This is a genomic window from Variovorax stachyos, from assembly GCF_051400855.1.
In the GTDB taxonomy this organism is placed as follows: Bacteria; Pseudomonadota; Gammaproteobacteria; order Burkholderiales; family Burkholderiaceae_C; genus Variovorax.
Genome location: NZ_JBLFFN010000001.1, coordinates 577,735 through 598,555 on the forward strand (window position 1 = coordinate 577,735; position 20,821 = coordinate 598,555).

Annotated in this window: 26 protein-coding genes and 1 pseudogene; 13 read left to right on the forward strand and 14 right to left on the reverse strand. The window is 64.9% G+C overall.

Translation table 11 applies throughout. From position 1 onward, the window contains the following. The first annotated feature begins 56 nt into the window (after positions 1-56). The 5 genes from ACMGEZ_RS02860 to ACMGEZ_RS02880 all read left to right on the forward strand — a co-directional run bounded on the left by ACMGEZ_RS02860 (position 57) and on the right by ACMGEZ_RS02880 (position 3,642). Positions 57-1,037, forward strand: a complete 981-nt coding sequence (locus ACMGEZ_RS02860) for a D-2-hydroxyacid dehydrogenase family protein (protein WP_436820720.1) — start codon at positions 57-59, stop codon at positions 1,035-1,037. A gap of 88 nt (positions 1,038-1,125) precedes the next feature. Next, positions 1,126-1,554 (forward strand): GNAT family N-acetyltransferase, encoded by a 429-nt coding sequence (locus tag ACMGEZ_RS02865; protein ID WP_436820721.1) that lies wholly within the window; start codon positions 1,126-1,128, stop codon positions 1,552-1,554. 227 nt (positions 1,555-1,781) lie between these two features. Continuing rightward, complete coding sequence (locus ACMGEZ_RS02870; protein WP_436820722.1) at positions 1,782-2,432, forward strand: FMN-binding negative transcriptional regulator; 651 nt, start codon at positions 1,782-1,784, stop codon at positions 2,430-2,432. Positions 2,433-2,440: 8 nt separating this feature from the next. Further along, positions 2,441-2,980: a cysteine hydrolase family protein gene (locus ACMGEZ_RS02875; RefSeq protein ID WP_436820723.1), complete on the forward strand. Its 540-nt coding sequence runs from the start codon at positions 2,441-2,443 to the stop codon at positions 2,978-2,980. 2 nt (positions 2,981-2,982) lie between these two features. Further along, positions 2,983-3,642: a hypothetical protein gene (locus ACMGEZ_RS02880; RefSeq protein WP_436820724.1), complete on the forward strand. Its 660-nt coding sequence runs from the start codon at positions 2,983-2,985 to the stop codon at positions 3,640-3,642. 212 nt (positions 3,643-3,854) lie between these two features. Here the strand turns inward: ACMGEZ_RS02880 and ACMGEZ_RS02885 are convergent, their stop codons facing one another. The 4 genes from ACMGEZ_RS02885 to ACMGEZ_RS02900 are packed head-to-tail and all read right to left on the reverse strand — an operon-like array spanning position 3,855 to position 6,074. Further along, a complete protein-coding gene (locus ACMGEZ_RS02885) occupies positions 3,855-4,571 on the reverse strand; it encodes a TonB family protein (RefSeq protein ID WP_436820725.1) in 717 nt (238 codons plus the stop codon). 45 nt (positions 4,572-4,616) lie between these two features. Continuing rightward, positions 4,617-5,273 carry a glutathione S-transferase family protein gene (locus tag ACMGEZ_RS02890; RefSeq protein WP_436820726.1) on the reverse strand — a complete coding sequence of 219 codons (657 nt, stop codon included), beginning with the start codon at positions 5,271-5,273 and terminating at the stop codon, positions 4,617-4,619. Further along, positions 5,270-5,746, reverse strand: coding sequence for an SRPBCC family protein (locus ACMGEZ_RS02895; RefSeq protein WP_436820727.1), 477 nt, complete (start codon positions 5,744-5,746; stop codon positions 5,270-5,272). The genes ACMGEZ_RS02890 and ACMGEZ_RS02895 overlap by 4 nt, the downstream gene beginning before the upstream one ends. Beyond that, positions 5,730-6,074, reverse strand: coding sequence for an ArsR/SmtB family transcription factor (locus ACMGEZ_RS02900; protein WP_436820728.1), 345 nt, complete (start codon positions 6,072-6,074; stop codon positions 5,730-5,732). Before ACMGEZ_RS02900 ends, ACMGEZ_RS02895 begins: the two co-directional genes overlap by 17 nt. Before the next feature lie 155 nt (positions 6,075-6,229). On the opposite strand from ACMGEZ_RS02900, the gene ACMGEZ_RS02905 reads away from it, so the two are divergent. Continuing rightward, the gene (locus tag ACMGEZ_RS02905; RefSeq protein WP_436820729.1) at positions 6,230-7,375 is read left to right on the forward strand and encodes a serine hydrolase domain-containing protein; all 1,146 of its coding nucleotides are present in this window, start codon (positions 6,230-6,232) and stop codon (positions 7,373-7,375) included. A gap of 117 nt (positions 7,376-7,492) precedes the next feature. Next, a complete protein-coding gene (locus ACMGEZ_RS02910; protein ID WP_436820730.1) occupies positions 7,493-7,780 on the forward strand; it encodes a hypothetical protein in 288 nt (95 codons plus the stop codon). 40 nt (positions 7,781-7,820) lie between these two features. Here the strand turns inward: ACMGEZ_RS02910 and ACMGEZ_RS02915 are convergent, their stop codons facing one another. Further along, positions 7,821-8,267 (reverse strand): cupin domain-containing protein, encoded by a 447-nt coding sequence (locus tag ACMGEZ_RS02915; protein WP_436820731.1) that lies wholly within the window; start codon positions 8,265-8,267, stop codon positions 7,821-7,823. Between the two features lie 61 nt (positions 8,268-8,328). Between ACMGEZ_RS02915 and ACMGEZ_RS02920 the strand changes: the two genes are divergently transcribed. Beyond that, entirely contained in the window at positions 8,329-8,901 is a 573-nt protein-coding gene (locus ACMGEZ_RS02920) for a TetR/AcrR family transcriptional regulator (protein WP_436820732.1), read from the forward strand. Between the two features lie 30 nt (positions 8,902-8,931). On the opposite strand, the gene ACMGEZ_RS02925 is transcribed toward ACMGEZ_RS02920, so the two are convergent. Genes ACMGEZ_RS02925 through ACMGEZ_RS02935 form a run of 3 tightly spaced genes read right to left on the reverse strand, consistent with a single transcriptional unit; the run spans position 8,932 to position 12,289 of the window. Continuing rightward, entirely contained in the window at positions 8,932-9,441 is a 510-nt protein-coding gene (locus ACMGEZ_RS02925; RefSeq protein ID WP_436820733.1) for a GAF domain-containing protein, read from the reverse strand. 1 nt (position 9,442) lies between these two features. After that, complete coding sequence (locus tag ACMGEZ_RS02930; protein WP_436820734.1) at positions 9,443-10,408, reverse strand: Bug family tripartite tricarboxylate transporter substrate binding protein; 966 nt, start codon at positions 10,406-10,408, stop codon at positions 9,443-9,445. A gap of 45 nt (positions 10,409-10,453) precedes the next feature. Then, positions 10,454-12,289, reverse strand: coding sequence for a gamma-glutamyltransferase family protein (locus tag ACMGEZ_RS02935; protein WP_436820735.1), 1,836 nt, complete (start codon positions 12,287-12,289; stop codon positions 10,454-10,456). Between the two features lie 91 nt (positions 12,290-12,380). Between ACMGEZ_RS02935 and ACMGEZ_RS02940 the strand changes: the two genes are divergently transcribed. Then, a complete protein-coding gene (locus ACMGEZ_RS02940) occupies positions 12,381-13,349 on the forward strand; it encodes a LysR family transcriptional regulator (protein WP_436820736.1) in 969 nt (322 codons plus the stop codon). 82 nt (positions 13,350-13,431) lie between these two features. Continuing rightward, positions 13,432-14,001 carry a hypothetical protein gene (locus ACMGEZ_RS02945; protein WP_436820737.1) on the forward strand — a complete coding sequence of 190 codons (570 nt, stop codon included), beginning with the start codon at positions 13,432-13,434 and terminating at the stop codon, positions 13,999-14,001. A gap of 331 nt (positions 14,002-14,332) precedes the next feature. Here ACMGEZ_RS02945 and ACMGEZ_RS02950 read toward each other — a convergent pair whose 3' ends face one another. Further along, on the reverse strand, positions 14,333-14,560 hold the full coding sequence (locus tag ACMGEZ_RS02950; RefSeq protein ID WP_436820738.1) for a hypothetical protein: 228 nt from the start codon (positions 14,558-14,560) through the stop codon (positions 14,333-14,335). A gap of 58 nt (positions 14,561-14,618) precedes the next feature. Here ACMGEZ_RS02950 and ACMGEZ_RS02955 point away from each other — a divergent pair, with 58 nt between their 5' ends. The 3 genes from ACMGEZ_RS02955 (at position 14,619) to ACMGEZ_RS02965 (ending at position 15,618) form a co-directional block, all read left to right on the forward strand. After that, positions 14,619-14,816 (forward strand): hypothetical protein, encoded by a 198-nt coding sequence (locus ACMGEZ_RS02955; protein ID WP_436820739.1) that lies wholly within the window; start codon positions 14,619-14,621, stop codon positions 14,814-14,816. Positions 14,817-15,078: 262 nt separating this feature from the next. Beyond that, the gene (locus ACMGEZ_RS02960) at positions 15,079-15,267 is read left to right on the forward strand and encodes a hypothetical protein (RefSeq protein WP_436820740.1); all 189 of its coding nucleotides are present in this window, start codon (positions 15,079-15,081) and stop codon (positions 15,265-15,267) included. Positions 15,268-15,426: 159 nt separating this feature from the next. Next, the gene (locus ACMGEZ_RS02965) at positions 15,427-15,618 is read left to right on the forward strand and encodes a hypothetical protein (RefSeq protein ID WP_436820741.1); all 192 of its coding nucleotides are present in this window, start codon (positions 15,427-15,429) and stop codon (positions 15,616-15,618) included. Positions 15,619-15,711: 93 nt separating this feature from the next. Here the strand turns inward: ACMGEZ_RS02965 and ACMGEZ_RS02970 are convergent, their stop codons facing one another. The 5 genes and pseudogenes from ACMGEZ_RS02970 to ACMGEZ_RS02990 all read right to left on the reverse strand — a co-directional run bounded on the left by ACMGEZ_RS02970 (position 15,712) and on the right by ACMGEZ_RS02990 (position 20,695). Continuing rightward, complete coding sequence (locus ACMGEZ_RS02970) at positions 15,712-17,097, reverse strand: FAD/NAD(P)-dependent oxidoreductase (protein ID WP_436820819.1); 1,386 nt, start codon at positions 17,095-17,097, stop codon at positions 15,712-15,714. Between the two features lie 84 nt (positions 17,098-17,181). Further along, positions 17,182-17,457: pseudogene (locus ACMGEZ_RS02975) on the reverse strand ((2Fe-2S)-binding protein); the annotation flags it as partial. Continuing rightward, positions 17,447-18,538 carry an NAD(P)/FAD-dependent oxidoreductase gene (locus ACMGEZ_RS02980; RefSeq protein ID WP_436820742.1) on the reverse strand — a complete coding sequence of 364 codons (1,092 nt, stop codon included), beginning with the start codon at positions 18,536-18,538 and terminating at the stop codon, positions 17,447-17,449. The pseudogene ACMGEZ_RS02975 and the gene ACMGEZ_RS02980, both read right to left, overlap by 11 nt. Positions 18,539-18,629: 91 nt before the next feature. Then, a complete protein-coding gene (locus tag ACMGEZ_RS02985) occupies positions 18,630-19,955 on the reverse strand; it encodes an NAD(P)/FAD-dependent oxidoreductase (RefSeq protein ID WP_436820743.1) in 1,326 nt (441 codons plus the stop codon). Positions 19,956-19,975: 20 nt separating this feature from the next. Beyond that, complete coding sequence (locus ACMGEZ_RS02990) at positions 19,976-20,695, reverse strand: cupin domain-containing protein (RefSeq protein WP_436820744.1); 720 nt, start codon at positions 20,693-20,695, stop codon at positions 19,976-19,978. Between the last annotated feature and the right edge of the window lie 126 nt (positions 20,696-20,821).

Genomic DNA, 20,821 nt, shown 5'->3' on the forward strand with positions numbered 1-20,821 from the left:
GCTCGACTGCATCGCGCGTTGCCGGCTAACCGCCAGCCATCGATTGGAGCCCCGCCATGCGAATCACCGTCCTCGACGACTACTTCGACACGCTGCGCACCCTGGAGTGCTTCCGCAAGCTCGAGGGCCATCAGGTCACCGTCTGGAATGACCACGTGCAGGACGACGACGAGCTCTCGCAGCGCCTGCGCGACACCGAGGCGCTGGTGCTGATTCGCGAGCGCACCCAGATCCGCGCACCGCTGCTCGCGCGCTTGCCGATGCTGCGCCTGATCAGCCAGCGCAGCGTGTACCCCCATATCGACGTCGATGCCTGCACCCGGCTTGGAATCGTGGTGTCGTCCAGCCAGCATCCCGGCACGCCCTCCTACGCCGCAGCAGAGCTGACCTGGGCCCTCGTGCTTGCCGCGGCACGCCAGATCCCCCAGCAGGTGGCCGCGATGAAGGCCGGACGCTGGCAGATCGGCGTGGGCACTACGCTGCGAGGCAAGACCCTCGGCGTCTTCGGATACGGCCGCATCGGCAGCGAGGTCGCCCGCTACGGCCGGGCCTTCGGCATGGAAGTGCTGATCTGGTCGAGCGAAGCGTCGTTGGCCCGCGCACGGGCGGACGGCTACCAGGTCGCCGAGAGCAAGGCCGACTTCTTCAGCCGATGCGATGTACTGAGCCTGCATCTGCGCCTGGTCGACCGCACACGCGCCATTGTTGGGCCCGAGGATCTGGCGCGCATGAAGCCGTCGGCGCTGCTGGTGAACACCAGCCGCGCCGCCCTGATTGCACCGGGGGCGCTGGTCGCAGCCCTGAAGGCCGGCCGTCCCGGCGGGGCTGCGGTCGACGTCTACGAAGACGAACCCGTGCGGGATCCCTCCCATCCGCTGCTGGAGCTGCACAACGTGATCTGCACGCCACACATCGGCTACGTGTCCCGCGACGAGTACGAAGTCCAGTTCACGGACGTTTTCGACCAGATCGTTGCGTACGCCGCCGGCAATCCGATCAACGTGGTGAATCCCGAGGTTTTGAGTCGGCGTCGATGAGAAGCAAAGGCATGGCGGGCCCCAGGCGGGCTGTGACAGCATCGGCGATGTCCCAGGCCGCGGCGCTGCTCCGTTACCCTTCTCCCGAATGGAAAACATCACCATCACCGCCGCCACGCCCGAAGAACTCCGCTCCGGCGAGCTCGGCCGCAAACTGCGCCACTACAACTACGGCTTCGTCGGCGAGTATCCCGAGCAGCGGTACATCCGGCTCAACGCCAGAGACGGAAGCGGCCGATTGCTCGGTGGGCTGCGAGGCTTTGTTTTTCTCTACTGGCTCAACATCGACGTGCTGTTTGTCGAAGCCGACGTGCGCGGCTCCGGCCTGGGCAGCCGCCTGCTCGCCGAAGCCGAGCGGCAGGCCGTCGAGTTGGGTGCCAAGAACGCGAAGCTCGACACCTTCGAGTGGCAGGCGCCCGCGTTCTACCGGAAGCACGGCTACGAGGAATACGCGCGGATCGACGACTACGCGCCCGGCTTCTACCTGGCCTCCATGAAGAAATCGCTGGCGTACTGAGCAGCGTTACAAGCTTCGCCGCAGCGAATGCGGCTGACCGGAGTGTCAGGCATACTCTGGCCGACTCCGCGGCAATGACGACCACCTTGAATGTCATCGCGAGCTGATGCCTGTTCTCCAGCGCTTGCTCGCCCTGTGGCGTACAGAGCGCAGCTCGCGAGAGGCGGATGCGGTTGGATGCGGCCGCGGGCGGGGGTGCACGGTTCAACTGAATCTTTGGAGTTTTCGTGTACGTATCAAAGCACCACGCACAGCCCGATCTCGTCGAAGCCCAGGCATTGGTAGAAGCCTACCCACTGGGCGCGTGGGTCGCGCCAAGCGGCGAAGGGCTGGTCGCAAACCATGTTCCCTTTCTGCTGGACAGGTCGCGCGGCAAGCTCGGAACGCTTCTTGGCCACGTCTCGCGCGCCAATCCCGTGTGGACGCAACTCCTCGCATCGAATCACTCAGTGGTCATGTTCCAGGGCCCTCAGTCGTACATCACGCCTGGCTGGTACCCGAGCAAGCAAGAGCACGGGAAGGTTGTCCCGACCTGGAACTACGCGGTCGCGCACGCACACGGCGTGGCTCGAGCCGTCGACGACGAAGGCTGGCTGCGTGACATGCTGGTTCGCCTGACCGCCGCTCATGAGTCCTCACGGCAACAGCCTTGGAAGGTGACGGACGCGCCAGCGGGCTTCATCGACAAACTCTTGCGTGCGGTGGTGGGCATAGAGATACCGATCGAGCGCCTGGTCGGAGAGCTCAAGGCCAGTCAAGATGAAGCATTGCAAGACAGGCGAGGCACGGTCGCCGGGCTTGTCGCCGAAGGGAATGAGAACGCAGCGGCAATGGCGTCCGTTGTCGAGCGCGCCATGTCTGAGCATGAAAACGTCTGACCGCAACCATGACCACTGCACTACTTGTCATTGATGTCCAGCAGGGCCTTTGCGAAGGTGAGCACGGCGCCTTCGAGTCGCAGCAGGTTATCGAGCGGATCAACCAGGTGTCGGCAAAGACCCGTGCCGCCGGCGGCGTCGTGGTGTTCATCCAGCACGAATCGAATTCTGGTTACCTCGAGTTCGGAACGGATGCGTGGCGGCTTGCCCGCGGCCTTCATGTTGAAGCGACGGACATACGCATGCGCAAGACGACACCTGACTCCTTCCATCGCACGGAGCTGGAACAGGTGCTCAGGAGGCATGCGGTCACGGATCTCGTGGTTTGCGGAATGCATACGGAGTTCTGCGTCGACACCACCACGCGCAGAGCGCTTGCGCTGGGATTTCCTGTCATCCTGGTTGGTGACGCGCATACCAGCGGAGGCAATCAGCACCTGTCCGCACCCCAGGTGATTCGCCATCACAACGAAACACTCGCCAACATCAGCAGCTTCGGGCCGAGGGTGAGGGTCGTTTCAACCGAAGGCTTGCGCTTTGGGACTTAGCAATGAACTTGATGCCATCAAAGTCCACACGTGCCTTGCCGGCGTCCGCCACGGGCGCGCACGCCATCGGGACGGCCGCGTTAGGCTCGATGCTGATTGGCGCAGCGGCCCTCGGTGCCGTGGCCGTCGGGGCCATGTCCATCGGTCGACTCCTCGTGGGTCGGGCCCGAATTCGCCGGCTGGAGATCGACGAGCTGGTTGTCCGCCGCATTCGAGTGATTGAACAGTTGACGCCGCCGCCAACGTCCAAGCCCGGTGTGGTCAGCCAGACGGTCGGTGTTTCAGCGGAGGCCGCCTACGCCTTCGCCAGTCGAATGGACAATCTGCCGCTATGGGCTTCCGGCTTGGCCAAGGGTATCCAGCAACGTGAGGGCAAATGGTTTGCCGACTCCCCGATGGGCGAGGTTGAAGTGGCGATGGTTCCTGCCAATCCATTCGGCGTTCTCGACCACGATGTCACGCTACCGAATGGCGTCAGCGTCCACAACGCATTCCGGGTCACGCCCTGTGGGGAGGGCTGCTTGCTGACCTTCGTGGTGCCTCGACTGGCCGGCGTCAGCCAGGAGAGCTTTGATGCAGACATCGCGCATGTACAACGAGACCTCGCGGCGTTGAAGGAACTGCTTGAAGCCGTCGCCGTCTCAGCGCAAAGGTGCGGATGATGGTCGACTTTCTGGTCGACGCTCTTCAAGGTTCGCCGCCGAACGGTCTCTTCCTGGCACCGCCTGCAGCTTCCTTGACGCTTCGTCGGGAATGAACTCAGCCACACCTGAATGTTGGCTCGTCGATCGACCCGTCCCGATCCTGGCCTTCTCCAAGGGCTCGCCGGCCCTTCGATCGAAGCGACAGTGCCACGCATCTTGTAGCAGAGGCGCTAAGGTTTCGGCGCGCCGGACACGTCGACCTTGAACGGCACCTCGATGACGGCATAGCTCTCGATCGATCTCCCCATGTGCCGTGCTGCCCGGCAGCGTGCCTGCACAACGGCAGCCTTCGCCGCTTTGTCGAACATGTTCGCATTGGCAGGTTCGCGGCCGACTACGGCGATGGAGGCGTTGTCGATCCATCCCGTCTGGTCGATCTTGACCAGAACGCCGACCAGCCCTTCAGCACCCAAAGCGCGGGCTTCAGAGGGATAGTGTGGGGCGGCATCGACGATGCAAGTGGCGGAGTGATCTTCGTCGAAGCCATGAAGCTTGAACGAGATTGGTTGTCTCACCACAGCCGCCACTGGCTTGCCGTCGGAGTCGAGTGCCGGATCGAAGCTTGCGCGCATCACGGCAGCTCGCGCCGGAGCGTCGAAAAGGTCGATGAAGCGTGGTGTGCGTGATCTGATGATGGTCTTCTGCGGTTTACCCTGCGCATCGACGAGCACTTCGACGATCAGGGCCCCCTCGAGCCGTGCTCGACTTGCGATCAGGGGATACTCCAACTCGAGTGGCTTTTGAAGGCGCGGCAAGCTCGGCCAGGCGCGAACTTCGGACGCCGCATATTCTTGAGCGCTCCCTAACATTGCCGCATCGGGTTCGGCAGCAAGGGCAGCCGTTGGTAGCACCAGCGCTGCCGCCGCGCATCGCAGTTTTTTCAGCACTATTGAATCCAGTCCTCAGCTTGTCTGACACGGATTTTGCGTGATCTATCGGGTTCGGCTAAGTGCCTCCGCCCGCAGGTGCGACACAGGGGAAGCGCCGAACGGATCGCGCCACCCCGGCAGCGCATTCAGGCGCTCATGCCATCTCGCGATCGCCGGGAAATCAGACAGGGGAATGCGCGCTCCCTCCGCGTATGGCAAGGCGGCGCCGACGGCAAAGTCGGCAACGGTCAGTGCGTCGCCGAGCAGAAAACTGCGCGTTGCCAAATGCGCATTCAGCACCGCAGCCGAGGAGGCGAACATGCGTGTGGCAGCCTCGGTCGCGGCGGCATCGGGTGGACCCAGGCCGATGGCGGGCTTGATCAGATTCTCGAAATACAGCGTGCCCGCGTGAGACGTGAAGTGGCTCGCATCCCAGCTCAGCCAGCGCTGGACCTCGATCTGGGCACGAGGCTCGCGCGGCCAGAAATCCGCCCCCGCGACGTCTGACAAGTAGCACATGATGGCGTTGGCTTCCCACAGCACCAGATCGCCGTCGTGCAGCACGGGGACCCTGCCGTTCGGGTTGAGCGCCAGGAAAGCCGGCGCGCGGTGATCGCCCCGCGCCAGATGCACTCGCACCAATTCCACCGGCACGCCGAGATGCCGAGCTGCCGCACATGCCTTGCGCGGGTTGATGGTCTCGTCGTAGTAGAGCTTCATGCCGCTGCACCTTCGAGATGTACCGCCAGCTTGTCGAAGCTGCTGGACCAGCCTTCTTCGTGGCCGTCGCGCGAAGACCTGGACGCGAACCCGGTCTGCCGGAAATGCATTCGCGTCTGGTCCGGCCCTTCCTCGGCAAAAGTGACGATGACCAGGGTCTCTGGCCCCGGCTGGCCGCCTTCGTTCTCCCACGCATGCGTCATCACCAGCCGATGCGGCGGCTGCACCTCACGGTAGACGCCCTGCACCCAATGATCGACGCCTTCCGGCGAGCGCAAACACGCGCGATAGCGCCCGCCAGGCCGCAGGTCCATCTCGTGGTGCGGTGTCGTGAAGCCCGCAGGGCCTGACCAGCGGGCCAGTTGGGCCGGCTCGGTCCACGCAGCAAACACCAGGGCGGGCGGCGCCTTGAATACGCGGGTGATGACCAGGTCGTCCTGGGTGGCAACGGAAATGTCATTTGCGCTTGGCACGGGTGGCCTCCTTTTGCTGAAGTTGTTCCAGATGGGCATCCAGGCGGTCAAAGCTGGTCTCCCAGTGCTGTCGATAGGCATCGGCCCAGTCGACCACTCCCTTGAGAGGGGCGGCCCGGATGCTGCACGGACGGCTTTGTGCCTCGCGGGAGCGGGCGATCAATCCGGCGCGCTCGAGAATCTTGAGGTGCTTGGAGACCGCGGGCTGACTGATCTCGAACGGCAGCGCCAGCTCGGTCACATTGGCGGGCCCGATGGCCAGGCGAGACAGGATGGCGCGGCGAGTGGGGTCGGCCAGTGCGGCGAATGTAAGGCTCAGCGGGTCCATTGGCATGTCGTCAACCGATTGGTTATATAACCAAGAGGTTATTTCAGGCAATGGCGGTTGTCAAGGTGAAAACATTGCCCCTCGGGCTCATCCTTAGTCGGCATCAAGGCAACGCGCGGAGAATCGTTACCAGCCCTCGCTTCTTCAGGAGCCGCATGATCGCCGTCCTTCACTTGCTCGTAGCCGCAGCCCTTGCCAGGTGGGCGATCACGCGAGACAAGGCCACCGCCGGCATGATGCTGCCAATGGGCCGAACGAGCCCGATCGCGCGTGCTGTCTCAGTCCCGCTTCTTCTTGCTGCCTGGCTTCTCGGCACACAGGCCGCCGCAGCGTCCGACAGCACGCCGGGCGGCCCATCGAACAACGACCTCGAAATACAGCAGCGAGCATTCACCGGCCTTCCCAAGACGATCGTCGACACGTTCACCGATGTCGAAAGCGTCGTCGTTGTTCGCAGCGGTCGGGTCCTCTTCGAACATTACAAATCGGGAACAAGCCAGGACACCCTACGCAACACGGAGTCAGTGACCAAGAGCGTCCTTTCGCTGCTGGTGGGCATCGCTGTGGATCAAGGCGCGATGAGCTCGCTCGACCAATCGGTCGCAGCCTTGCTACCCGCCGGCACCGCGACCGCTCACGACCCGGATCGACAACCGAGCATCAAGCACTTGCTCACAATGACCGGCGGCTATGCGGCATCGGGTCGGGTGGGCAGAGCGAATTCCGACAATGCCCAGTACCTTGCAAATCGGCCTATGAAGGGCCGGCCGGGCGCGGAGTTTCTCTACGACAACCTCGCCGCGAACCTGCTTGCAATCGCCGTGGAAAACGCCACGGGGCGTGGCGCGGCAGAGTTCGCCCAGCAAAATCTCTTCGCACCGCTCGGTATCGACGCGTTCACCTGGCAAAAGGGGGCGAACGGCCACAACTATGGTTCGAGCGGCTTGAGCCTGCGCACCCGCGACATGGCCAAGCTCGGCCAACTGATGCTTCAGGAAGGCAGGTGGAACGATCGGCAGGTCGTTTCGAAGACGTATGCCAGCGAAGCTGTGCGACGGCAAACCTCCGACGCCCAACCGCCATACGGCTATATGTGGTGGCTCACACCCTCAGGCGGTGTACATCGAACATTTTTCGCAAGCGGATTCGGCGGACAGCTTGTCTGGGTTCACCCACCGCTGGATCTGGTGATTGCCACCACCGCGACCGCCACCGAGGCCAGCCAGGCACGGGGACACGCGATGAAACTCGTTCGGGAGACCATCTTCCCGCTCATTGCCAACTCGAGCCCCGCCAAGTGACTGTCAGCGGGCACGCCGTCATCGGCCTTGGCGGGCGCCGAACGAGACGGATTCGAGCAGCGTCGGACTCAGTGCCTGGATCACGCTGCCTTCGACCTGAGTGCGGAGTCGGTCGGGATGGACGACCAAACCGCGATCATGGCCGGCGTCCTGGAGCCACAGCATATGGAAACTGAATCACGACCGACCCTCGCGGGCAGGAAGCCCGACGCTTTTGAGATGAAGGTGCGTTTGGCATGCGGGGCGCTGCTGGGCCTCGTCGTCGGCTTGGGCATGTGTGTCAGCCTGTGGCCGCTGAGCACCCTGGGCGCATGCATGCTCATCGGGTTCGCCATTGCCGCTTGCGCCGTGGGCGCGGCTCGGTTCGGTGACAGTTTCTGGTCCGGTCTTCGGTGGCTGCGTTAGGGCCTGCACCGCAGCGCGGGCCAACACCGGACAGGCGGTGTCAACCAAGTGCATGAAACCGCATCTGGTGACGCCGGCCGATCTCCGGGATCTTGCTGCGGTCTGACGGAGATTTGACCTCTCGATCGACCTCCCTGAAGAATCCCTCGGCCGTGGCCGGCGCATCCAGTACGAGAACACGGGCTGGCTCGGGCAGCGCACCCTTGAAGGCGTGCAGCGTGCCGCCGGGTGCATAGATGAAATCGCCCTTGCGAAAGACTTCTTCCTGCTCGCCGAGCAGAAATCGCACCTCGCCCTCCAGGACGTAATAGGCTTCGTCCCATGGATGGTCGTGCGGCGGAGGTCCCTGGTCCAGCGGCAGGACGACTTCCATCAGCGAGAAGGCACGACCGGTGCGCTCTGCCTCGCACAGGAATCGCACTTGCGTGCCGAGTACGGAAAGCGATTCCGCTGAGCCACAACGCACGGCGATGGCTTGCTTGTCCATGTTCACTCTCCTTCGAGATGTGTGCTAGGATGTCATACAGTATGACATCGAGGCATGATGTATGTCAACCCCGCCATCGCTTCTTGACCGCCACGCCGACACGACGCAGAAGCTGATTCTCAGCTCGTCAATCGAACTGCTCGAGCGCTATGGCGTTTCCGAGCTCACGATGCGCGCTGTCGCGCGACATGGGGGGATGTCCGAGCGCACGCTGTTCCGCTACTTCGCATCCCGAGAGCAGTTCCTGGATGCCGTCGCCGCGGAAGTCACGCGCCAGATCGACGCTCCCGCACCGCCACGGAGCATCGATGATTTGCGCACCTATCCGGGTGCACTGTTCTCGAGATTCGAGGAGAAGTCGGAGTTGGTGAAAGCGGCATTGCACACCGAGCTGTACGACCGTCTACGCCTGGGCGTGGCGAACGAGCGCTGGGCGGCCGTGCGTCGCATCGTCGACGAGCACGCCCCTCACCGATCGGCACGAGACCGCAAGCTCGCGGCAGCCAACATCCGCTTTTTTCTTTCGGGCAGCACCTGGCACTACTATCGGTTTCACTTCGGCTTCACGCTGAAGGAGACGGTCGACAGTGCTCAACTGTCCATACGGCTCGCGCTTGAAGATATCGGCGCCTGACCTGAAAGCGCCAGACCTCCGCCATCGCCCTCAGCCAGCGCGTCGCGCACCCAGTACCCAGGGTGTGGCGAGCAGGGCCAGCAGCCGCACCAGCGCAATTTCCGCCGGCAGCCAGTGCGCCCGCGTGCCAAGCACGTTGAAGGTCGCCACGCACCGACGGTCTTCCAGCAACGGAACGTTGACGACCGCTCGCAGCCCAAGGTCGGCAATGAGCGCGTGATCATCGAAGACCTCGGCCAGCGCGGCGTCGCCCTCCCCGATGAAGATTTCCGCGCGCATCAGCAGTTGCCGCGTCCACGGCGTCAGCGTCTTGCGCTTGCGGCCGGCCACCGGATAGGCCTGCGGATCTGAAGACCAGAGGCGCTGCAGCTGCACCTCGTTCGCAGGATCGCCAGGGGCTGTCGCATTCAGATTGACAGTGAGCAGCCCGGGCCCGAGCAGCGCCTCGCGTGCCTCCTCGATGCGCCCGAGGGCGGCATCGAGCGTGCCTGCCCGTGGCAGCTCGTCGCAGAGCCGCTCGCAAACGGCGAGGGACAGCACTTCAGTCAAGCTTGATGCCCAGTTCCTTGATGACCTTGTCATAGCGCTCGGTGTCCCTGCGCAGCGAGGCGGCCAGTTGTTCGGGCGTGCTCTTCACGAGCTCGACGCCCATGGCGTCCATGCGCGCGCGCACCTCCGGCACCGCCAGGGCCTTGTTGATTTCGGCGTTGAGCCGTGTGACGAGTTCCGCTGGCATCCCGGCCGGCCCGAAGGCGGCGTACCACACGCTCATGTCGAAGCCCGGCAGCGTTTCGGCGACGGTGGGCGTGTCGGGCAGGAGGGGAGATCGCTTCGGCTCGGTCACGGCGAGCAGGCGCAGCTTGCCGGCCTTCACGTGCGGCAAAGTCTGCGTGCCGGCCGAGAACAGGACCTGGGTCTGGTTGCTCACCGTATCGACAACGGCCGGCGCACCGCCTTTGTAGGGCACGTGCAGCATGTCGATGCCCGCCGCCTTCTTGAACATTTCGGCGCTGAGATGGTTGGTGGAACCGCCACCCGCCGAGGCATAGGCCAGCTTGCCCGGATTGGCCTTGGCATAGGCGATGAACTCGCGCAGGTCCTTGGCCGGCACCGAGGGGTTGATCACCATCGTGTTGATGACGTTGGCCACGAGCGCAATGGGCGTGAAATCGTCGGCGCCCTTGAAAGGCATGCTGCTCATCAACGCCGGGTTCATCGCATGCGTGCTCATGGAGCCGATCAGCAGCGTGTAGCCATCGGGCTTGGCCTTGGCGACCAGGTTGGAGCCGATGTTGCCGGAGGCGCCAGCACGGTTTTCGACGACCACGGGCTGGCCCAGCGACTTGCCCATGTGTTCGGCAATGGCGCGCGCCAGGATGTCCGTCGAGCCACCGGCGGCCCAGGGGACGATCAGCGTGATCGGCTTGTCGGGGTATGCGGCCAGGGCGACCTGCGCTGCACACGAGAGGGCCAGCACGAACAGGCCGCGGAAGACACGTTGAAGCATGGGCGTTGTCCTTGGAATGAAGATGAAGTTGAAGGAAGGCGGAGTTCAGCGGCCCACTGCATAGCCTTGCATGCCGCGCGGGTTGGCACCGGCACGCAGCACCAGGCGGCCCAGCGCATCGTGTTCGCGGCTGCAAGCGGACATCCGGCCTTCGGACCAGGGGTCGCCAACCTCCACGCCATGGCCCATTGCGCGCAGCTGGTCGAGCACCTCGGGTTCGAAGCGCGACTCCAGCCTGAGCGTGTTGAGCGTGGTCTGGCGCGGCCAGAAGGAGCTGGGGGCGTGCTTGACGTGCCAAGCCGGCGCGTCGATGGCTTCCTGCAGGTTGAGCCCGTGCACGACATGGCGCAGGAAGAAGCCGACCGACCACTGGTCCTGCTGATCGCCGCCAGGGGTTCCGAAGACCATGCAGGGCTCGCCGTCCCGCAGCGCGATCGAGGGTGACAGCGTCGTGCAGGGCGCAACCCGCGGCTCGACCGAGTTCGGCAGGTTCTCGTCCAGCCACGTCATCTGCAGCCGGGTGTTGAGCGCGAAGCCCAGCGCCGGAATCGCGGGACTCGACGACAGCCAGCCGCCCGAAGGCGTGGCCGCGACCATGTTGCCGAACCTGTCGATCACGTCGATGTGGCAGGTGTCGCCCACGAAGATCTCGCGGTCTGCCCATTCGGCGATTGGCGGGAGTGCGGCGAAGGTGGGCTCGCCGATGCCGAAGCGTGTGTCGGCCGCGCCCAGGGTTCGCGCGCTCGCCTCCAGGTCGGGCAGGCGCGGTGCGAGCCCGAGCGGTTGACCGGGACGCAGCAGGTCGGAAGCACGCTGTGGATCGACCAGGGCCCAGCGCTCGCGCAGGTAGGCTTCGGACAGGAGCGCCTGCTGCGCGTCGGCACGCGCGCCGGCTGCGGTGCCGTACCACGCCAGGCGGTCGGCCAACGCGAGCTTCGCTGCCTCGGTAACCCGGTGCACGAAGCCCGCGCTACCTGGCAGGTGTTGCTCGAGTCCCGCATGGCGCAGCATGCCGATTTGCTGGAGGAATGCCGGACCCTGGCTCCAGAAGCCGCACTTGCCGACCGTGTAGCGGCCGAACTGCGCCGTGAGCGGCGCTTCGGTGGCGACATTCCATTCGGCCATGTCCTCGTAGCGCAGCAGCCCGGTATGCGCCTCGCCGCTGCTGTCGCGCACGGCCGTGCCACGGCAATAGCGATCGATCTCGCGTGCCACGAATCCCTGCTGCCACGTGCGTATCGCAGCATCGATCACACCGGTGCGGCCGCTGCCTTCCCGCTCGGCGGTCTCGACGATGCGGCTGTAGGTCGCAGCGAGCACCGGCAGGCGGAACAGCGAACCCGGCTGTGGCACCTTGCCTGCGGGCAGCCAGACCTCGGCCGAGGAGTTCCAGTGCTCGAGGAACAGCCCGCGCACGGCAAGGATCGCCTGCGCAACGCGCGGGACCAGCGGAAAGCCGTCACGCGCATAACCGATCGCCGGTGCGAGTACTTCGCCGAGGGTCCAGGTGCCGTGTTCGCGCAGCAGGGTGAGCCAGGCGGAGAAGGCGCCGGGCACGGTCGCGGCGAGCAAGCCGATGCCAGGCACCTGCTCGAAGCCGAGGGCGCGGAAGGCCGACGCGGTGGCGGCAGCGGGCGCGCAGCCTTGGCCCCGGATCGCGTGCATGCGCCGCTCGCGTTCGCTCCAAAGCAGGATGGGTGCCTCGCCGCCCGGCCCGTTGAGATGGGGCTCCACCACCTGCAGCACGAAGCCTGCGGCAACGGCGGCATCGAAAGCGTTGCCGCCGCGCTCGAGAACGCCCATGGCGGTTTGCGAGGCCAGCCAGTGGGTCGAGGACGCGACGCCAAAGGTGCCGATGATCTCAGGACGGGTGGTGAACATCCATCGAGTGTAGGAACATCGAATAGCCATCGACGCATATTTGCTGATGAATGCATGCATTAAGCGCTATGCACCCGCTTAGGATGGCGGCATGCCTGCGCCGACCCTGCAACATCTCGCTGCGCGCCTCAAGCTGCGCCATTTCGCGCTTCTGGCCGAGCTCGATCGCCACCGCTCTGTCAGCCGCGCGGCGCAGCACCTGGGCTTGAGCCAGCCCACGGTCACGCGGGCGCTCGGAGAGATCGAGGACATCTTCATGACCGCGTTGTTCACGCGCAGCCGGCGCGGGCTGGAGCCTACGGCCGCGGGCGCGCTGGTGCTCGCGCGCGCCCGGATCGCACTGGCGGATGCCGAGTCGCTGGGCCGGGATCTGGCGGCACTTGCGACAGGTCTTCAGGGACGCCTGCGCATCGGCGTCATCCCCTTTCTTTCGCGCGTGACGCAGGATGCCGTCTGGCAGCACCTGCTGGCCTTGCGGCCGCGCCTCGGGTTTGTGGTCGAGGAAGCCACGACGCATGCGCTCGTGCAGGCCGTACGGGCGCGAACCCTCGACTGCGCCATCTGCCGCTTCACGCCGGCGAGCGCCGAAGCAGGGCTGGAGCAGGAGTTTCTCTACAAGCAGGAGCCGCGGCTGGTGGTGTCGCGCGCGGCTGCCCAGCGCCTGTTGCGGCGCGGCTTGGACTGGGAGGCCTTCGTGTCCCTGCACTGGATCTTTCCGCCGGTGGACACGCCGATCCGTCAGATGATCCATGCCATCTTTGCCTCGGCGGGACAGCCGGTGCCCGCCCCCATGCTCGAGGGCTACGCGCAGAAGACGTTGGTCTCCGTGCTGCGACACATGCCCGACGCGATCACCATCCTGCCGGACGACATTGCGCAGGAGGTGGCCGATGCGAGTGGCGCGCGCGTGATGCCACAGCGCCTGCAGTGGAACCTGCCGCCCGTCGGCGTGGTGCGCCTGCGCGATGCCGCCAATGCGCCACTCGTGGATGGGATGACGCAGGCGCTGCGTGGCATCCGGCAGGTGGGAACACGAACAAAGGCACTTTGCTCCCTCTGATGAGGGAAATCGGCAAGAGCTGCATGTGTCATCCTTCCCGGACGTCATTCAACTGAATGGCACTGAATCAATCCGATGAACCTTGATCTTTGAGAAACTGCACCTGACCGGCCCGGGCGGGTCGCCCTACGAGCTGGGCGAGCCCATGCATGTGCATGACGGGACCCGCTTCCTTGGCACGGTTGAACCGATCGAAGTCAGCCCGGACAGGTCGGAAGTTCGCATCAGTCGTTTTTCTTCCTCGCCGTCCGTCGGAAGCAGGCAACGCAACTTCGGCCCGCTCCTTCTGGTCGAGGTCACCCTGTTCCTGGTCGAGCGCTTTCGGCATATCCAGAGCGTGCACTTCAACTTGAGGCGGGAGATCGAGGTGTACGGCGACGGCATGATGGTCGCTGCAGCACGCGCTGAACTGCTCAGGAGCATCGGGGCGACGGACGTGCATGCGCGGCCGCAGGTAGACCCGAGCAATCCCGGCAACTTCGTGGTCCGCGGTGTTTGGGTCTACACAGAAGACAGCCTGCTCGCGCTGCAGCTGGCGGTGGCCTTGCAGCGCGACCTCTATGGCGAAAACCTGAATCGCGTTTCGAAGAAGAAAAGAGGGCTACCGGTGCTGCGCAGGTTCAAGCGGTGGTGGCCTCGCGACGACGCCTAGGTGAATCGCGCAGGAGAGCTATTTGGCGGTGCGTTCGGGAACCGCCGCGACCATGAACGAGTCGTACAATGCCTCACCCGCTCACGACCGAGCGGGTCACCGTTTCTCACGGCGAAAAGTCGATCAATGTTGCCACCGACAAGAAAACAACTGGGCGACACTGCATCTCAAAGCACGTAGCGTGGACCGCGTAAGAGTTCACGACCACACACCGAAGCCCGCCAAGTGCGGGCTTTTTCCATGTTGAACTTGATCCGGTGCGAGGTCCCCCCGTCGTCCGCCCTCCTGGGAATCGGCTCCCCCCTGCTTCAACAGCCTGGGCCGCAGGATCTCAGGTCGGGTGTCCGGGCTCTCGTGCTGAGATTTCTTCCAATGTCACCGCCCGGAGGGCACGCAGACGTTCATTGGCGGGTTCCGCAGTAAGCCCGAAGCGACCATTAGGCGCAGAGCTCGCGTTCTCTTCCCGTTCTTTCCACTTCGTCAGCCACGTCAGCACAGTCGTGACGATCGCGCCAGCGAACGACGCCAGAGCAACGACCACCGCGATGAGCAGGAGCAATCGTTGAAATTCCCCGCTAGGCGACGATGCGAAAGGTGCCCCTGGCATTGTTGGAAACATGATCTCCGTGCTGAGCAAGCCGAGCACCAAGATCGTCGACATTGCGGCGACCCTGCCCAACAGCCGTCGATACCTGGCCTGCGTTCTTGAGTTCATTCGTGCCTCGTCGTTCTTGCCGGGTTGCTGGTCCACGATCCGGCTGTGTTCGTCCTGCTTGCAAGGATTCTTCCCGGTGCGCTACTTAGGTATTCATTAGACGCGCTTTTTCGTGTGAAATTTTCCCAGATTGAGCGCTTTTGCCCTATAGTGGGTGTCTGACACAACCGTAGGACGTGGAGCAATAAGCGTGCAGGTCATGACCCCGAACCCAGTCACAATTTCCGGCAGCCTTCCGCCGCCCCTTGGTACACAAGTTCGCGTCGTCTCATTCCGGGAACGCCTGGTTGAAGCCGTATCTATCGGCTCGATCGCCCTGACGGTAGCGCTGGTTATCTCCTTTGTCGGCCCCTGAGTCGCGGATGGTCGACCACATCACTGGCACAGGTGCTCGGCGCAACGCGTTGACGCGCGCGCAATGGATTGATCTTCTGCAGCGCCTCGCCCTGGCGGAACAACGGGCCTGCCCAGCGCCTGAGCTGCAGGACAAGCCAGCAATTCCGGACTATTTGATGGAAGTCCGCCGAGTCGTCAGGCAGCTGTCGAGCTAGATAGCTGGTGTGGGCGCCACATTCTGGGCGTGCGTTCTAGCTGAGCAGATGCTTAGTTGAATTTAGTTAAAAAGTTCACATCTAGCATCGCCTGCCCGGCTTCGAAGTAGTACAAATGGCTACACTTTCGCCTTCCGCAACTTTCTCAGACCCGACGGCATGGCAAACAAGATCAGCAATCACAACCGCTTCGAGGCAGAGCTCGACACCAACCCGTCCCAGCTCCAGGAAGCACTCTGGGACCTCCGTCAAGAGGAGCGCGAGAAGGTTGCCGCGGGATGGCGCCGGAACTTGTCTTTCGTCGCCTTGGCGGTCGTTGCAGCCGTGGTGGCGATGCTGCTTATGAAATGAGCATCGCCAGGAGGGCCGCAGATTCGCAACCAGATCTGCACCGACGGCATGGGCGTCTTGTCGTGTTCCGGCGTTGGCGAGGTGGCCCTCGGATCAAAGTGCGGCCAGGTCTTCGAGCGTGATCGGCTTGATGGGAGGGCGGATCCGGTAGTGGCCGACCTCGGCCGGAGAAACACCGCGCTCATGCGCGATGACCTCGGTGACCGTGAGGCCGCATAGGCGGCCCTGGCAGGGGCCCATGCCGCAACGCGTGAAGGCTTTTGCCTGGCTCGGCCCCTGGCAACCGAGAGCAACCATACGCCGCAGTTCGCCGGCAGAGACTTCCTCGCAGCGGCAGGCGATCACGTCGTCGGCCGGCACGCGATGCTCGATCTTGGGACGGTAGAGCGCATCGAGGAAAGGCCGGATGTGCAGCTGGCGACGAAGCGACGACCGCAGCGGCTCGGCCTGGCGGTCGCGTTCGCGTTCGGACATGCGCCCTGCGTCGTGCGCCGCGGCCACGCCGGCGATCTGCCCTTGCAACACCGCTGCCAACCCGCCGGCGATGCCACGCCCGTCGCCGGCGACCAGGAAGCCGCCCAGTTCGAGGCGGCCCCAGGCGTCGGCCTTCGGCACCCAGCACAGCTGCTGGTCGTCCCAACGATGCGCCAGGCGCAGCGACGCCGTGATCTGGTTGTTCGGCACCACGCCCTGGTGCAGCAGTACGAGGTCGGTCTGCACGCGATGCGAGTTAGCTCCGATACGAAAGCGCAGGGCCTTCGCTCGTGCGCTGCCTTCCACGGCGAGATCGGTGGCTCCGCGGTAGTAGGGGATGCCTGCGTAGCGAATGCTGCCGACCAGGCCGAGGCCTTTCTTCAGGTCGCGCCATCCAGCGAGCGCGCCGCCGAGATGGCGCAGCGCCCGCAGGTAGTCGCCGCGCTGCGTGGTGTCGACGATGGCTCCAATGCGCACACCGGCCCGCAAGTACTGCGAGGCCAGCAGGTACAGCAACGGTCCGCAGCCGGCCAGCACGACCGGCTGCGATGGCGCCACGCCGGCGCTCTTGAGAAGGATTTGCGCCGCCCCCGCCGTCATCACGCCCGGCAGCGTCCAGCCCGGGATCGGAAATGGCCGCTCCATCGCACCCGTGCACAGGATGACCTGACGGGCAGTCATGGACTGCGACCGCCCATCCTTCAAGTAGTGAATGACGCGATCGCGCGAGATGTTCCAGACGGACGCGCCACCCACGTGCCGCGCCGTCGATTGCGCGAAGCGCTCCACCAGCGCTCGGCCTGCCGCGTAGTCGTCCCCGAGCACCTGCAGCCGATCGACACCCGCCCGCGTGACGTCGCGGTAGATCTGGCCGCCCGGATGCGCCTGCTCATCGAGCAGCGCGACCGACAGCCCCAGTTCCGCCGCGGTGGCGGCCGCTGCGAGACCCGCCGGACCTGCCCCCACGACAGCGACATCCACATTGCCGTCCACCGCGTCAGGCATGGCTTCCACCTCGGTGGTGCTCTCGTTGCTGCCGCCGCCGGCAGTGTGGATGGGCTCCCAGCTGCGGGCGCCTTCCTGCGGGCGGATCTTCATGCCCGGCTGAACCTGCACGAGGCAGGCCTGGCGATTGGCCATCCCGTTGATTTCCAGCAGGCATTCGAAGCAGACGCCCATCATGCAATAGGGAGCACGTGGCGCACCCGACACGGGGGTGGACCGAAAGCGCGACACACCGGCCGCCAGCAAGGCGGCGGCCACCGAGCACTGGCCCGCCACCGCAAGGCGGCGACCGTCGAACTCGACATCGATGAAGGGCTCGGTTGCGGCCAAGATCGGGTGAAAGAGCGGTTCAGTGGGCATGGTGGTGGTCCAGCGGCTGTGCCGGAGGGTCCGCCGCGGAAAAGCGATCGCCCTGAAAAGCGTTCAGCTCCTCTGGCGCGGCTGCGCCATTGATCCACGGGGCGATGCGAAAGGCGTGGGCCGCGGCCAGGGTCACGCCGCTGTGGCACGTGACGACGTAGGCGCCGGGGCAGGATTTCGATTCCTGGTAGATCGGATAACCGTCGGGCGTCATCACCCGCAACGCGCTCCATACCCGAACCACATTGAGCTGGCCGAGCACGGGAAAACTGGTGACGGCGCGGCGCGCGAGCTCGGCCAAGGTGCCGGTCGTCGTGCTGTCGTCGAAGCCCGCATCTTCCATGGACTCCCCGATCTGGATGCCGCCCTCGTCGGTCTGTCGGATATGCCCTGTGGGATGCTCGAAGAGCTTTTGGGTGCGCTCGGTCACGATCAATTGCCCGCGATTCGGCCGCACCGGCGCGTGGAGGCCGACTTGACCGGCCAGGCGTGCGTTGCCGAGCCCCGCGGCCAGTACGAGCTTGGGTGCGCGAAACTGCTGCCCTCGGACGTGAGCCGTGAACAGGCCGTCTGCGTGCGTGATGCGCTCCACGCCGTGGCCTGTCTTCAACATCACGCCCTGCCGGGTGCACGCCGTGTGCAGGGCACGCAGCAGCTTGAGCGGATTGACATGGCCGTCCATCGGCGAGTAGCTGGCGCCGGCCACCTTCGGTCCGACGTGCGGCAATCGCCGCAGCAGGGCCGCGCGGTCCAGGATCTCGTAGGGATATTCGCCGCCCACTTCATCGCGCACGGCGGCAAGCCGCTCCCGGCGCGCCTCGAGCTCGGCGTCGGAAAAGCACAGGTTGAAGGCACCGGTCTGCCGAGCCTGGACATCGATGCCTGTTTCGCCTTGAAGCCGCGCCGCCAGCGTGGGCCACTGCCGGGCGGATTCGCGGGTCCAGCGGGCATAGTGGGGAACGCCGCGCCCCTTGCCGTGAACCCAGATCAAGCCGAAGTTCCCGCGCGAAGCGCGAAACACATCGTCGCCTTCATCCAGGACCGTGATGTTCTTGCCGAGCTGCGCCAGCCCGTAGGCCACCGCAGTGCCGACCAGGCCGCCGCCAACAACGATGACATCGCTCGAAAACACGTATGCCTTTGGTGCCCGGCTATCGCGTCGCAGGCGCGGCCTAGAAATCGGCGACCTTGCCCCATGCTGAGCTGCTGAACCGTCCCGGCTGGTACGGCACGGGATCCACGATCGGTTCGGCACCGGTCGCAAGGTCCGCGATCAGATGGCCGGCGCCAGGGCCGATTCCAAAGCCATGTCCCGAAAAGCCCGCGGCCAGGATGAACCCCGGTATGGACGGCACCTCGCCGATGCCGGGAACACCGTCCGGCGTGCTGTCGACGAAGCCGGCCCAGGCGTGCGTGATCTTTGCTTCGCGCAGCTGCGGCAGCAGTTCGACGGCACGGCGGTGGGTCTCCCTGACCGCCGCCGCATCGGGCTTCGGATCCAGGATGCGCACCCGCTCCATCGGCGTCGGCGCATCGAGCTTCCACCGCTTCAGCGTTTCGTGGCCACCACGAAGGCCTTCCAGTCCTCCTGGCAGAAGGTTGCGCCAGCGCTTGGCGAACATCGGCACGAATTGCGGAGCGAAGCGCAAGAACTGCCCTGTCGGATCCACGCGTGCGCGTCCGCTGATGGCCAGTGCGTAGCGTCCGTCGTTGCGGCGCGTGGCGGACACGCCCCCGCTGACCACGGCATCGGGCAAGCGATGCTCCACAGGGGACACGCTCAGGATGGACTGGCGGATCGAGGCCTGGGGAAAGCGGATGCCGAGCTGGCGGCAGAACGATGAAGCCCAGGCGCCACCGGCAAGCACGACCGTCCTGGTCTTGACGACCCCGGCTTCCGTGATCACGCCGCTGACCCGTCCGCCTTCCGTCTCGATGCCGCGGGCAGCGCAATTCTGATGGACGCTGCCCCCGAGCTTGATGAGTGCAGCGGCCACGGCCGGCGCAGCCTTGGCAGGATCGGCGGTGCCATCGCTGGGCGAGAAGACGCCGCCTTTCCAGGCGCGGCCGGTCGCCTGTCCGCGCTCGGCGGCCTCACGGCTGCTCAGCATGTAGGTCGTCACGCCTGCGGTTCTCGCAAAATCGTGCCAGCGGGCCCAGCGGGAAATCTCGGCCTCGTCATTGCTGAGATACAAGAGCCCGCAGCGATGGAAGCCCGTGTCTTCACCGCTCTCGGCGGCAAACTGTTCCCACAGGTCGAGGCTCTTGCTCGCTATCGGCAGTTCGCGAGCGTCGCGGTTCTGCTGCCGGCACCAGCCCCAGTTGCGGCTCGATTGTTCGGCGCCGATCCTGCCCTTCTCGACCAGGACGACTGAAACACCGCGCTCGGCCAGGTAGTAGGCAGTAAAGACGCCGATGATGCCGCCGCCGATCACGACGACGTCAGCGGAGGCGGGCAGCCTGGGCGAAGTATTGATGTGGCGCAGCGGAGGGGACATGATCAATCTCGCTCGTCGATTCAGGCCTGGACGCTTTGAACCACGTAGAACTTCGCCACGCGATCGCTGCTTTCCCATCCGATCGGCGCTCCCTGAGGCACGAAGAGCGCATCGCCGGTGCCCACCGACAGCACGCTGCCATCCGGCGCTGCGAATCGCACGCTGCCGGCCAGCAGGTGCATGAACTCGTTCATGCGATGCGGGCGAACGACCCGGTGGTAGGGCGTCGAGTCCCAGGTGCCTGCACGGTAGTCCGCACCGTCGTCGGTGAAGACATTGTCGCTGCGGCATTGCGGCGTCGGGCCCAGCAGCGTCTCCGCCGGCGGCGGCGTGGACGACTTGAAGTCGGCCTCGGCACGCAAGGGGATCAGGCCGCGCTTTGTCGGTTTCTCGCAAGCGGCCGCGCAAAAGGAAAAGCGCACGCGGGATGCGGCGTGGATGTGAAGCGCGGTACCGCATCCGATGACAGCGCCCGCTCCCGGACCGAGCACCAGCGGGGCCTCTCCGAACGCCGTCAGGGTCAGCTCTCCTTCCACCACGACGATGGTTTCGATGTGAGGAAAGCTCGCAACTTCGAGCTCACCGATGAAGCTGGTCCGGCCCGCGATCATGGCGCCTGGCCCTTCCCACGCGATCTCGCGATGCCGCGAAAAAGGATCGTTCTTGCCGAACGCCGCCCTGCGGAAAGAGGTTGAGACGGGTGCGCCGTCGGCGCGATGCAGCACGATGGCCACGGTCATGATTGCTCCTGCGAGTTGCGCGTTGATTTCACTGAAGACCTCGGGGCTGAGGGTGAGCCTTTGGATGTCCAGAAGCTTAGGCTGCGTGCCCCTCGCGCCGATGCTGCAATGAGGGTCTTGCGCAAA

Bases quoted from the DNA above. Each gene is read 5' to 3' on its own strand.
- ACMGEZ_RS02860 (WP_436820720.1), top strand. From the start codon at position 57: ATGCGAATCACCGTCCTCGACGACTACTTCGACACGCTGCGCACCCTG.
- ACMGEZ_RS02865 (WP_436820721.1), top strand. From the start codon at position 1,126: ATGGAAAACATCACCATCACCGCCGCCACGCCCGAAGAACTCCGCTCC.
- ACMGEZ_RS02875 (WP_436820723.1), top strand. From the start codon at position 2,441: ATGACCACTGCACTACTTGTCATTGATGTCCAGCAGGGCCTTTGCGAA.
- ACMGEZ_RS02880 (WP_436820724.1), top strand. From the start codon at position 2,983: ATGAACTTGATGCCATCAAAGTCCACACGTGCCTTGCCGGCGTCCGCC.
- ACMGEZ_RS02890 (WP_436820726.1), bottom strand. From the start codon at position 5,273: ATGAAGCTCTACTACGACGAGACCATCAACCCGCGCAAGGCATGTGCG.
- ACMGEZ_RS02900 (WP_436820728.1), bottom strand. From the start codon at position 6,074: ATGGACCCGCTGAGCCTTACATTCGCCGCACTGGCCGACCCCACTCGC.
- ACMGEZ_RS02905 (WP_436820729.1), top strand. From the start codon at position 6,230: ATGATCGCCGTCCTTCACTTGCTCGTAGCCGCAGCCCTTGCCAGGTGG.
- ACMGEZ_RS02910 (WP_436820730.1), top strand. From the start codon at position 7,493: ATGGACGACCAAACCGCGATCATGGCCGGCGTCCTGGAGCCACAGCAT.
- ACMGEZ_RS02915 (WP_436820731.1), bottom strand. From the start codon at position 8,267: ATGGACAAGCAAGCCATCGCCGTGCGTTGTGGCTCAGCGGAATCGCTT.
- ACMGEZ_RS02920 (WP_436820732.1), top strand. From the start codon at position 8,329: ATGTCAACCCCGCCATCGCTTCTTGACCGCCACGCCGACACGACGCAG.
- ACMGEZ_RS02930 (WP_436820734.1), bottom strand. From the start codon at position 10,408: ATGCTTCAACGTGTCTTCCGCGGCCTGTTCGTGCTGGCCCTCTCGTGT.
- ACMGEZ_RS02935 (WP_436820735.1), bottom strand. From the start codon at position 12,289: ATGTTCACCACCCGTCCTGAGATCATCGGCACCTTTGGCGTCGCGTCC.
- ACMGEZ_RS02940 (WP_436820736.1), top strand. From the start codon at position 12,381: ATGCCTGCGCCGACCCTGCAACATCTCGCTGCGCGCCTCAAGCTGCGC.
- ACMGEZ_RS02955 (WP_436820739.1), top strand. From the start codon at position 14,619: ATGATCTCCGTGCTGAGCAAGCCGAGCACCAAGATCGTCGACATTGCG.
- ACMGEZ_RS02960 (WP_436820740.1), top strand. From the start codon at position 15,079: ATGGTCGACCACATCACTGGCACAGGTGCTCGGCGCAACGCGTTGACG.
- ACMGEZ_RS02965 (WP_436820741.1), top strand. From the start codon at position 15,427: ATGGCAAACAAGATCAGCAATCACAACCGCTTCGAGGCAGAGCTCGAC.
- ACMGEZ_RS02970 (WP_436820819.1), bottom strand. From the start codon at position 17,097: ATGCCTGACGCGGTGGACGGCAATGTGGATGTCGCTGTCGTGGGGGCA.
- ACMGEZ_RS02985 (WP_436820743.1), bottom strand. From the start codon at position 19,955: ATGTCCCCTCCGCTGCGCCACATCAATACTTCGCCCAGGCTGCCCGCC.
- ACMGEZ_RS02990 (WP_436820744.1), bottom strand. From the start codon at position 20,695: ATGACCGTGGCCATCGTGCTGCATCGCGCCGACGGCGCACCCGTCTCA.